The sequence below is a fragment of the Parasphingorhabdus sp. genome (assembly GCF_036964675.1).
Lineage (GTDB): Bacteria > Pseudomonadota > Alphaproteobacteria > Sphingomonadales > Sphingomonadaceae > Parasphingorhabdus.
In genome coordinates this window covers 1-10,584 of sequence record NZ_JBALTF010000078.1, presented here as the reverse complement: position 1 = coordinate 10,584, position 10,584 = coordinate 1, and the positions used below count along the sequence as shown (strand labels likewise).

The following is a 10,584-nucleotide window of genomic DNA, read 5'->3' as shown; positions in this document are numbered from 1 at the left end:
AATTTGTCTATTCCCAGCATAGCAAGGCGATGCGCTTCGAAGGTTATTCGGACGAGCAGGTCGCGGCGATCCCCAGTTGGTCCACCGCCGATTGCTTCAGCGAAGTCGAACGGACCGTTCTGGCTTATACCGATTGTCTTGTGCTGGAACGGGGCAGGGTGCCCGACGGTGTCTTTGCGGCGTTAAAAAAGCATCTCGGAGAAGTCGAGATACTCGAACTGACCTATATCACCTGCACCTATATGATGCACGCGGTGATGAGCCGGGCGCTCAAACTGGAATTTGATGATGTGCCCGACCGCGTCGTCGAAGTGCCCGCTCCCGATGGCGCCACGGCCGACGTCATGGGCATGGTCGACAAGAGAAAGGATGCGAACAAATGAGCTACCACCATCTCGCCCTCGCGGCGAAGGACATGAAAGCGATCCACGCCTTTTACGAAGGCATCATGGGCTTTGAACTGGTCAAGGTGGAGATCGCACCGGTCATGGGCGGTGGCTGGGGGAAACATTTTTTCTACCGGATGGATGGCGATGACAGCCGCTTTATCGCTTTCTGGGAGTTGATGGATACGCCCGGAGAAGACGGATATTCTTTCGACCTCAATGAAGCGGCCGGAACCCCGCAGGGCACCAACCACTATAGCTTTAGCGTCGATACGGCTGAGCAACTGATTGTCTGGCGAGAAAAATGGAACGCGGCGGGACTCGACGTGCTCGAAATTGACCACAATTGGTGCCATTCAATCTATACGCGTGATCCCAATGGCAACGCGGTCGAATTTTGTCTGACGACCGGCAGTTTTACCGATACGGATCGCAAACGCGCGCTGGCCGCGCTGGAGGAAACGGAAATGCATCCCTCTCCGCCGCCCGCGATGATGAAACAGTGGCTCGCCGCCGACGGCTAGCGGGCAATATGGAATTCGCGCATGGCGGTCGGCTGTTCAGCCTGGGCCCGCAAGCCGTTCAGGATGGTGCTGATCACGATCCTCAGCCGCTCTTCGGTGGCCAGATGCATCATCTGCATCATCAGCTTGGGATTGCAAAATGGCTGCATCATGGTGTTGACCAGCGACACGATGGTATCGAGCTCCAGCCCCTTGAAATAGCCTTTTTCCATCGCCTCGGCGAGGATCGACGCCATGTAATGATCGGCCAGATCGACATAGCCCTTGATCACCTCAAAATGCTCGTCGCCCAATTCCATATAGGATTCAAACAGCCCTGGATCATCTTCAAAACGCGCCCGCTTGACCACCAGACGGCTGGCAAAAAACTGATAGAGCTTCTCTTCGACCGGCATGTCCGCCGAAACCAGCTCCTCCATGATGACTTCCAGCTCCGCAAACCATTCTCCCGCCATGGCCTCGGCCAGCGCGTCCTTGCTCTCAAAAAAGCGATAGAGGTTCGATGGCGACATGCCGACTGCCGTCGCGAGATCGGTCATCGTGAAGCTGATCGCACCTTTTTCCTGGATCATATGGTCGGCGGCAGTGATGATTCTGGATCGCGTGGCTGCGATGTCGGTTTCGGGACGGGGCATAGACTGGCTCCTGCAAAGGCTCCTGAGTGCGGCAGAATAGCCGTTGTGACCTATATAGGTGATACGGTTTCATGATAAAAGACAAAAGCCTTCATTATTCAATTACGCGGCAGGTAATGTTTCACTATTCGCAATTGTTCCGAGACGCTAAAGCACTGTTATGACAGATGATCAGGCGAATATGGCGAGTCCGGAAAAGTCAAAACGGCCATCCGGCCCACTCGCGCCAGTTGCCGGCAGCATTCGCCTGTTTCGTCGCTGGTGGCGGGTCTCGGTGCGCGGAGGTGTTGATCAGCAGGCGGTCATCGACAAAGTGCGGGAAGATAGCGGCTTTACCCCCCATTTTGCATTCATGACGTCGATGTCGGCCGGTATCGCAATCCTGGGTTTACTCCTGTCATCTCCAGCTGTCGTTATTGGCGCAATGCTGCTTTCACCATTGATGGGGCCAATAATCGGAGCGGGCTTTGCTCTTGCCGTCGGTGATTCTGCCTGGTTGAAAGAGAGCGGAAAGGCGATCGTCCTGGGAACGATAATCTCGATCCTGTTTGCCGGATTGGTGGTGACCATGTCCCCTCTGCAAACCGTCACCGCCGAAATTGCAGCGCGCACCCGGCCGAATCTTTTTGATCTGTTGGTTGCGCTTTTCTCTGCCATGGCGGGGGCCTATGCGATGATCCGCGGACGGATGGGAACCATTGTTGGTGTCGCTATCGCCACCGCCCTGATGCCGCCGCTTGCCGTTGTCGGATTTGGACTGGCGACCTTTAACTGGGCTGTATTTGGCGGCTCGCTGCTGCTGTTTTTCACCAACCTGATGACGATCGCACTGACTGCGACCGCTATGGCCTGGCTCTATGGTTTTCGCTCTTACCTGTCCGAACGACAATCGCAGTTTCAAATTGCCGCGATGGTGGTGGTTTTCATTGCGCTTGCCATCCCGCTCGGTCTTTCCCTGCGACAAATAGCCTGGGAAGCCAATGTCTCGCGGTCAGCCAATGGCTATATCAAGGATCAATTTGGCAAACGTGCCAGCGTGTCGCAGATAGAGATAGATTTCGACGCAGACCCAATCGTGGTCAATGCGACGGTATTCACGCCCAGGATACTCGCAGGGGTGGCTGAACAAAGCTCAAGAGTCTTGAGCAGAACCTTGGGACAACCGATCGCCGTGAACGTCGAACAGTTCAAGGTGGAAACGGGAGAAGATGCAAATTCAGCCGAACTGGCCGCCGCGAAAATGCAGGAGCAGGCCCAGCAAGCGGAAATCCAGGTTACCCGGCTGCGGGAAAACCTCGCCTTGATCGCCGGGGTTTCGGTGGATGATGTGACGCTGGATACGAGCAAGCGGCGTGCGATGGTCAATGCAAAACCGCTCCCCGGTGCGTCGCTGGCATCCTATTATGCGCTCGAACAGCGGGTTGCCGCCGGAGCGAAAAACTGGACGATAAAATTGCAGCCACCGGCCATCGCCTTGCCGGATTTGATCATCACCGATGGTGCGGTGGCGCCAGCGTCGAGCCGCAATCTGGATTTGATAGTCTGGGCCTCCGACCGGATAGGCTTGCCATTGGGCATGACCGGGGCCATCCCGGACAGGTCCGTGGCAAGGGACGCTTTGAAAGCCAAGAATATCACCGTCGCTCAGGAATCTGATGCGGTCATTCCGGGCGCCGGAGTAAAATTGCGCTGGCTGGCACCGCTCGAAGGCTCGAACTTGCAGCAATAGATATTTAGCTCAGGTTCATTTGCAATGCGTTAGCGTCGAGTTTCGATAGGGGAGAGAGAATATGCGGGTTTTTGCTTTTACTGGATTATTGCTGGCGACAGTGGCTTCCCCTGCGATCAGCCAATCTGCGGGGCAGGGCGATGTCTCGGTTACCATTTACAATGACAATCTGGCGCTGGTGCAGGATGTCCGGCAGCTGAATATTCCGGCTGGCCGATCCGTTCAGGACTTTCCCGGCGTCTCGGGGCAGATCCGCGCAGAGACCGTCGGTTTCAGCGCTGCCAATACCGGGATCATCGAGCAAAATTTCGACTATGATTTGCTGTCTCCGTCCAAGCTGATGGAAAAGGCGGTTGGCGAAACGGTAACGATTGTGCGGGTCAATCCGGCAACCGGAGCGGAAACCCGGGAACGTGCCAAGGTGCTGGCCGCCAATGGCGGCGTTGTGCTGCAAATTGGCAGCCGGATCGAGGTGCTTCGCGATGACGGCCTGCCGACGCGGGTGATATTTGACAAAGTCCCAAATAATTTGCGGGCCAGACCGACCTTGTCGGTGACGTTGAACAGTTCGCGGGCTGGCACACGGCCGGCGCAGCTCAGCTATCTGACATCGGGCATGGGCTGGAAGGCCGACTATGTCGCCTTGTTCGACGAGAAGGCAGGAAAGATGGACGTCCAGGGCTGGGTGACACTGACAAATAATACCGGCACGACCTTCGATAATGCCAAAACTTTGCTGGTTGCCGGAACGCCCAATATCAATGGTGGAAGCAACTACCCATCGCGGAGCAATATTCGCAGTGCCGGGATTGAAACGGCCGACCGGGAATCGCTGGGTGATTTCTATCTTTATCCGTTGGCGGCGCGCACGACCATCGCCAATGCCCAGACCAAGCAAGTCAGTTTTCTTGACGTGACCGGTGCGCCGGCGCAGAAAACCTATGAATATGCCAATCCGTGGCTGGGCTCGCAAAATGAACCGCAAAGCGCGGCTACGGTGCTGGAATTCAGCTCGTCCAGCGATGGCGGTCTGGGTGACGCGCTGCCAGCCGGAACCGTCCGGGTCTATATGAAGGATGTCTCGGGCCAGCCGCAATTTATCGGTGAAAATGGCATTGGCCACACGCCGATGGGATCGGAATTCGGACTGAAAACGGGCGAGGCCTTTGATGTGAAGGTCAAGGCAACGGTATCGGAGCGGCGGCGTTTGTCGCCGAACAAATGGCGTACCAGCATGACCTATGAACTCAGCAATGCACGCCCCGGCGCTGTGACCGTCTCGCTGATCCAGAACGGATTGGATTTCTATTGGGACGACACAAGAATCGTCGATGAGAGCATGAAAAGCTCGCGTCGCTCTTCCGATAGCGTGATCTGGAAAGTACCGGTTCCCGCCAATGGCCGCGAGACGGTGACCGCGGTGTTCGAGACCCGGTTCTAGACCGTGATGCGGCGGGCATTATTTGCGGCCCTGTGCATGTTGGGGCCTGTTCCGGCGAATGCCCAATCCGACGTCGCGCGGCATGTAGTGACATCGGAAGCTCCCTCTTCGGTATCTGTCACGGTTTACCGCAACCCCGATCGCGCGGCCGATGATGGCATGAACCTGAATTATCTCGGTGGTTATGCCCTGATCACCGAGCAACGCACCGTGACGCTTCCTGCTGGCGAAGTTGATTTGCGTTTTGAAGGCGTTGCGGGAGGGATCATCCCGCAATCCGCTATTGTCACGGGATTGCCCGACGGGGTGATCGAGAAAAATCGCGACGCGGCGCTGCTGTCGCCGTCGGCGCTGCTCAATGCTTATCTGGGACGCGGGGTAACGATCCGCCGGACCAGTGCCGCGACCGGCAAAACCCGCGAATATGAAGCGCAAGTTCGCACGGATGCCAGTGGCGGCATCGTGGTGCAATCAGCGGAGGGATTTGAAGCCCTGCAATGTACCGGTTTGAATGAAATGATTGTCTATCCCTCCATTCCCGAAGGACTGTCAGCGAAGCCGACGTTGTCGGTGAAAAGCAGGGTGGCGAAAGCCACGTCCGCGACCGTGACCCTTTCCTATCTCGCGAGCGGCTTTGACTGGCAGGCCAATTATGTCGCCGACATCGCTGATGATGGTCGGACCATGAACCTGTTTTCCTGGGTTACATTGGCCAATGGCGACGAAACATCCTTCGTCGATGCCCGGACTCAAACTGTGGCGGGACGTCCGAACAGAGAAGATGACGACCTTGATGATGCCATCGCCGGAGGAGCAATTTCCCTGCGCTGCTGGCCACAGGGCACGACCAGTGATGTTGCGGTGCAGCTTTTTGACCGCGCGCGGAGCGAATCACGATATATGGATAAAGCCATGCCCGTTCCGATGATGGTGATGGCGAAGCAATCCGATGAAATCGTGATGGATGCCGGCAGCATGATGACTGCTGTGCAGGAAGATCTGGGGGATTTGAAACTATATCGCATTCCGATCCCCGTCACATTCGCATCGCAAAGTCAGAAACAGGTCGCAATGTTTGAGAAAGAAGCTGTGGCTTTTGAGCAAGTCTATCCGGCCAAAATGCGGGCAGATAGAGCTGCTGAAAGCAGGCCGCTGGAGACTATGATCCGGTTCAAGAACGAAGAACGCAACCAGCTGGGATTGCCGCTCCCCGCCGGCAATCTGGTTGCTTTTAAAACTGTCCAGGGCGCCAGACTTCTGGTCGGCGAAGGCAGCATAGATGACAAGGCTATTGGCGAGGAAGCTGAAATCACAATCAGTGAAAGCCCGCTGGTCCGTTACGAAGTTGAGCAAGTCGATATTGAAGACCGCAATAATCGAAGCGCTCGTCGCTTCCGGCTCAAGATAACCAACGCGTCTGATCAGTCGGCTGCGGTTGAAATTTCCATTGCTGTTGATGATGATCAAAAACTGGCCAAGACGAGCAGTCGCCTATCTCGCAAAAATGGCATGCCGCTTTGGCGCGTCAATGTCCCGGCGGGCAGTGAACAAACCCTGAGCTACGCAGTCCAACGCTCAGAAAACTGACTCAAGCCAGATATTTTTTCTTGGATTCTTCCGGAATTGCTCTTGGATGATGATTTTCATCCAGCGCCACAAAAGTGAACAGGCCGCTGGTTACCGGCACCTGCTCTTCATCGAGATTGCGCGATGCGATCACATTCAGCCGTATCGCGATCGAGGTCCGTCCGATCCGTTCCACCCGCGCATAAACCGAGATCAGGTCGCGAGACAGGATCGGTGCGATAAACTCCATGGCTTCGATGGCCACCGTCGCGGTTGATCCGCGCGCCACTCTTGCCGCCATGATGCCGCCGGCGATATCCATTTGTGACAGCACCCAGCCGCCAAATATATGGCCATTATTGTTCAGATCTCGAGGTTGCGGCGCAACCCGCAATACCGGCTGCATATTCGCCAGTTCCGGCAGATCATCGCTACTCATCGGGATAGACACTCCTTGAAACCGGATCATCGATCGATTCGTCATGGCCGGAACCGCTCGACAGGAATACCAGGCCCATCAATGCCGCCATCAACATCAATGCGAAGGCCACGCCGCCGGCGGTTGCGATGTACATGTGAATCGACAACCAGCCATGCAGGTAAAAAAGAATGCTCAAGGAGACAGTGACGCAAACCAGCGTAAACATCGCCATGCCGCGCATCAATCGCCAATAGCGCGCCCAGGCGATGCTGGCATAAAGCGGATCATCAAGGCGGGAAGGCTGGGGCAAAGGGGCACTCCGTTGGTTTTCAGTGCATTGGACGGGAATCCTGTTACCATCAAGTCCAATGACTTTCAAAAATATGTTATAGACATGCAATAAACAGAATCAGAGCCGAGGAGAGGTATGATGACCATTCATTCGATTTTGCAGGGCCGTAGCGACGAAATATATAGCTGCACTGCAGATATGTCGGTTTCACAGGCGGTTGAAATATTGGCAGAAAAGCGAATCGGTGCGCTGCCAGTGCTGGATGGAGAAACGGTTGTTGGGATATTCTCTGAACGCGATGTGCTTCATTGCCTGCGAAAATATGGCCATGCCGCGATGGACCACGTGGTGCGCGACGTGATGACAGCGGATGTGATATCGGTCGAGCGCAGCAAGAGTGTCATGGGAGCGCTGTCGCTGATGACCAGAAGACGGATTCGTCACCTGCCGGTCGTCGAGGATGGCAAGCTGGTCGGCTTTGTCTCGATCGGCGATCTGGTCAAATATCGGATCGACAAGATCGAAAGCGAAGCGGCGGCGATGCGCGACTATATTCAGTCGGCCTAGGTCCTGACCCTAGCGAACCGCAATACCGTTCTGCTGCAGATAGGCAAGGCTCGCTTTTCGCACCGCAGCCGCGCGCTCTGCCGGATCGGGAAATTGATCGCGATAGGCTTTGGAACGGATTTCGAGACTGAGCGCTATGTCTTTGGGTAGCGCCTCTATAATAGCGGCCACCGGCAGCGCTCCTTCACCCGGACAGCTGCGCAAATCGATGGCATCCTCCAGATACGCTTCAAAACTTGGGTCGCAGCCCGGATTGCCATCGCAGATCTGGGTATAGGGCAACAAACATGCTTCCATCTTTTCCAGTTCTTCCGGTCGATGCCCGGCGCGCTGGAAGTGGAGCGTGTCGACCAGCAGTGCTGCGGCCGGATGGTCGGCTTTCCCGATGATGGCGAGCGCGTCATCCATCGACTGCACCGCGGTGATCATCAGAAACTCGAGCGCGACCCGCATGTTGCCGGGAGCCGCCCACAGGCATAATTGGTGCAAGGCGTCGGCTGTCCGGCCATGATCCGGTTCCGAACTGACCACCAGCACATTGGCAGCGCCCAGTTCCAGTCCGGCGTCGATGATGCATTTGTGGTCATCGGTCAGCTTGCCGCCTTCTGCGATCCACACGACTTCGACATCCAGCACCGACAGCGCATGCGCCCGGATCGCATCGAGGGTTGCGCGCCTGGCTTGCCGGTTCCATTTTTCCGGTTCGATCGTGAAGCCGACATGGCTATACCCGGCTTGCCCGGCAGCCTGCGCCACTTCTTCTGGTTGGAATTCGGGCAATGTGCCCGCCGCGAGTGATAGGATATGAGCCATCGCACGAAACTGGGCTGTTCATCGCGCTTCGACAATGGGCATTTTAATCAGGGGGATATCGCTACGGAGCCATGTTGATCATCGACTGATGGCCAGCGGCCCGAGCCATTGTCCGGCGAAATATCGGGAATGTGGCCTATATAGTCTCTGTTCCAAGCTGTGCAGGGCCTGGTTCTGGTGGCTTGCGCCGGACAATCAGCCGGATCATCTCCACCAAAGTCGGCCTGGCCAGAATATAGAGCAATCCGACATAGGCGGCTCCTCCGGTTGCGACCAATAGCGCCAGGCGTGCATAGACGATCATCTCGGGTAGCAATTCATCGACCATATAGACAATGGCTGCCATCACGAGAGAAGCGGAAAGGCCCGGCCATACGGCTTTGCCAATCTCCCACGCAGTGACGCCGATATGGCGGTTCGATTGGGAAAAGGTGAAGATGGTAAGCAGCGGGAAGGCGATAACCCAGCTCCAGGCAAGGCCGTAAACACCATATTGGATGCCGACCAAAAAGGTGATCGGCATCAGGATCGCGCCGAACATATTGGTTCGGGCGGTAATTTGCGGGCGGCCGAGCGCGTTATTCGCAGGGGTGAACAATATCTGCAAGGTCATCATCGGCATCGCCAGGGCCAGAATGGCAACAAAGGGCGACATTTCGAGCCACTTGGTGCCGAATACTGTTTCGACCACCGGATAAGCGGTGACCGCCAGACCGAAATATAGTGGGCAGGAGATCAGCATGATCAGCCGAATCGCCTTGAGAAAGGACCAGGCCATAGCGCTCGGGTCCGATTGCAGGCGCGAATAGGCAGGGAAGGCGATCTCGTTCAGTGGCGGAACGAATTTCGCGGCAAAAATCGTCGTCAGGAATAGCGCCTCTGCATAGAGACCGAGTTCATGCGGTTCGAGATAGCGGCCGGCAATGAATATGTCGGACTGGCTCTGGATGGTCCAGAACAGGTGGCTGGCCAGCAAGGTCGCGCCGAACCCGAACATGGCGCCGGCACCTTTGAAATTGAATGAGGGTAATATGTAGAATTTGACCGCGATGACGAGGCAGATCGCTCGACTCCAGAATATCGCCAGCGGCGCATAGACCAATGTCCACACGCCATAATCATTATAGGCAAAATACAGGGCTGTGGCCGCGCCCACCACCGCGGAGATAAGATTGATGATTGCCGGCTTCTTGAACTCCAGGTCGCGCGTCAGCAACGCTTCGGGCAAAGCCATGAACGGAGTCGCGAGAAAGATAAGCGCCTGCACCCGCAACAGATCAGCCACGATCGGTTGCCGATAATATTCCGCGGCAAAGGATGCCAGAATCAATTGCAGGATCGCAATGCCGCCGTTCAGCAGCAACAGCATGCCAAAGGCCTGGCGAATCCGGATCGGCTCGACTTTCTCGGCCTGAATGATCGAGCTGACCAGGCCATAGCCATTCATGAAACTCAGAAAAACCAGAACGACCTGGGTCATCGCGAAGATGCCATAGTCTTCCGGATTGAGGATACGGATTACGGCCAGCGTCGCGCCCCAGGCAATGATCTGGGATAATATCTGGGTGCCTGAACGCCAGAAAACTGCGCTTCTTACGCGGTTTCCAAAATTGCTGTCGTCAGCCAAAGGGGTGGGTTCATTCAACATATTGCAGGGGTCTTGATGCCTTTATATCGCTGGAAACGCCGTCATACCGGCCAATTACGAATATTTTTGAAACAAAAGTAAAAAACTTTGTTGACCAAATCGGGTCATCCATCTAGAGGACGTTCCATCAGCACGACGCGGCTCACATGGGCCCCACGGTGTTGGTCGTCAAAATTTGTAACAACGGTTCTCCCCGGTAGCAATAGCGGGAAAAATCGTTGTCTGCGCATTTTGGTGGGCTCTTTGACATTGTAATTATAGATGAAGGGACATGTGGGCGGCGGCCCCAGACCCGGGAACTTCAAGGTTCCGGTGCTCTGGTAAGTTAAGTCGTTCCATAGGTTTCGTGAGAGAGCTTAGGCTTTGTCATGTTACCGAACATGTCCTTTATATGTATCCATATACGTAAAAATGATTTGTGCAGGAACGGCTCCTTGAAATGAATCAGTTTTGGCGAAGGGCAGACTTCGGTCTGTGTCGCTGGAATTGTACATCAAACTTGAGAGTTTGATCCTGGCTCAGAACGAACGCTGGCGGCATGCTTAACACATGCAAGTCGAAC

Annotated in this window: 11 protein-coding genes and 1 rRNA gene; 7 read left to right on the top strand and 5 right to left on the bottom strand. The window is 55.6% G+C overall.

Features of this window, described 5'->3' with window-relative positions; translation table 11 throughout:
• Positions 1 to 383, top strand: a 383-nt coding sequence (locus V7665_RS11950) for a carboxymuconolactone decarboxylase family protein (RefSeq protein ID WP_442955223.1), incomplete at its 5' end; no start/stop codon positions are given.
• Positions 380 to 910 carry a VOC family protein gene (locus tag V7665_RS11945; RefSeq protein ID WP_335664763.1) on the top strand — a complete coding sequence of 177 codons (531 nt, stop codon included), beginning with the start codon at positions 380 to 382 and terminating at the stop codon, positions 908 to 910. The genes V7665_RS11950 and V7665_RS11945, both read left to right, overlap by 4 nt.
• On the opposite strand, the gene V7665_RS11940 is transcribed toward V7665_RS11945, so the two are convergent.
• Entirely contained in the window at positions 907 to 1,545 is a 639-nt protein-coding gene (locus tag V7665_RS11940; RefSeq protein ID WP_335664762.1) for a TetR/AcrR family transcriptional regulator, read from the bottom strand. The genes V7665_RS11945 and V7665_RS11940 overlap by 4 nt on opposite strands.
• Before the next feature lie 160 nt (positions 1,546 to 1,705).
• Between V7665_RS11940 and V7665_RS11935 the strand changes: the two genes are divergently transcribed.
• From V7665_RS11935 to V7665_RS11925, 3 genes are all read left to right on the top strand, one after another.
• On the top strand, positions 1,706 to 3,274 hold the full coding sequence (locus V7665_RS11935) for a DUF389 domain-containing protein (RefSeq protein ID WP_335664761.1): 1,569 nt from the start codon (positions 1,706 to 1,708) through the stop codon (positions 3,272 to 3,274).
• Between the two features lie 61 nt (positions 3,275 to 3,335).
• The gene (locus tag V7665_RS11930; protein WP_335664760.1) at positions 3,336 to 4,715 is read left to right on the top strand and encodes a DUF4139 domain-containing protein; all 1,380 of its coding nucleotides are present in this window, start codon (positions 3,336 to 3,338) and stop codon (positions 4,713 to 4,715) included.
• A gap of 87 nt (positions 4,716 to 4,802) precedes the next feature.
• Positions 4,803 to 6,302 (top strand): DUF4139 domain-containing protein, encoded by a 1,500-nt coding sequence (locus tag V7665_RS11925; protein ID WP_335664759.1) that lies wholly within the window; start codon positions 4,803 to 4,805, stop codon positions 6,300 to 6,302.
• A gap of 1 nt (position 6,303) precedes the next feature.
• Here the strand turns inward: V7665_RS11925 and V7665_RS11920 are convergent, their stop codons facing one another.
• Together V7665_RS11920 and V7665_RS11915 are read right to left on the bottom strand one after the other, a co-directional pair.
• A complete protein-coding gene (locus tag V7665_RS11920) occupies positions 6,304 to 6,720 on the bottom strand; it encodes an acyl-CoA thioesterase (RefSeq protein WP_335664758.1) in 417 nt (138 codons plus the stop codon).
• The gene (locus V7665_RS11915) at positions 6,713 to 7,012 is read right to left on the bottom strand and encodes a hypothetical protein (protein WP_335664757.1); all 300 of its coding nucleotides are present in this window, start codon (positions 7,010 to 7,012) and stop codon (positions 6,713 to 6,715) included. Before V7665_RS11915 ends, V7665_RS11920 begins: the two co-directional genes overlap by 8 nt.
• A gap of 120 nt (positions 7,013 to 7,132) precedes the next feature.
• Between V7665_RS11915 and V7665_RS11910 the strand changes: the two genes are divergently transcribed.
• Positions 7,133 to 7,561 (top strand): CBS domain-containing protein, encoded by a 429-nt coding sequence (locus tag V7665_RS11910; RefSeq protein WP_335664764.1) that lies wholly within the window; start codon positions 7,133 to 7,135, stop codon positions 7,559 to 7,561.
• A gap of 9 nt (positions 7,562 to 7,570) precedes the next feature.
• Here the strand turns inward: V7665_RS11910 and V7665_RS11905 are convergent, their stop codons facing one another.
• Together V7665_RS11905 and V7665_RS11900 are read right to left on the bottom strand one after the other, a co-directional pair.
• A complete protein-coding gene (locus V7665_RS11905; RefSeq protein ID WP_335664756.1) occupies positions 7,571 to 8,341 on the bottom strand; it encodes a sugar phosphate isomerase/epimerase family protein in 771 nt (256 codons plus the stop codon).
• 169 nt (positions 8,342 to 8,510) lie between these two features.
• Positions 8,511 to 10,022 carry a lipopolysaccharide biosynthesis protein gene (locus V7665_RS11900; protein ID WP_335664755.1) on the bottom strand — a complete coding sequence of 504 codons (1,512 nt, stop codon included), beginning with the start codon at positions 10,020 to 10,022 and terminating at the stop codon, positions 8,511 to 8,513.
• 495 nt (positions 10,023 to 10,517) lie between these two features.
• Here V7665_RS11900 and V7665_RS11895 point away from each other — a divergent pair.
• Positions 10,518 to 10,584: ribosomal RNA gene (locus V7665_RS11895) — 16S ribosomal RNA — on the top strand; the annotation flags it as partial.

Excerpts from the sequence above, each read along its gene's own strand:
- V7665_RS11930 (WP_335664760.1), top strand. The coding sequence starts at position 3,336 with ATGCGGGTTTTTGCTTTTACTGGATTATTGCTGGCGACAGTGGCTTCC.
- V7665_RS11910 (WP_335664764.1), top strand. The coding sequence starts at position 7,133 with ATGACCATTCATTCGATTTTGCAGGGCCGTAGCGACGAAATATATAGC.
- V7665_RS11900 (WP_335664755.1), bottom strand. The coding sequence starts at position 10,022 with ATGTTGAATGAACCCACCCCTTTGGCTGACGACAGCAATTTTGGAAAC.
- V7665_RS11920 (WP_335664758.1), bottom strand. The coding sequence starts at position 6,720 with ATGAGTAGCGATGATCTGCCGGAACTGGCGAATATGCAGCCGGTATTG.
- V7665_RS11945 (WP_335664763.1), top strand. The coding sequence starts at position 380 with ATGAGCTACCACCATCTCGCCCTCGCGGCGAAGGACATGAAAGCGATC.
- V7665_RS11940 (WP_335664762.1), bottom strand. The coding sequence starts at position 1,545 with ATGCCCCGTCCCGAAACCGACATCGCAGCCACGCGATCCAGAATCATC.
- V7665_RS11935 (WP_335664761.1), top strand. The coding sequence starts at position 1,706 with ATGACAGATGATCAGGCGAATATGGCGAGTCCGGAAAAGTCAAAACGG.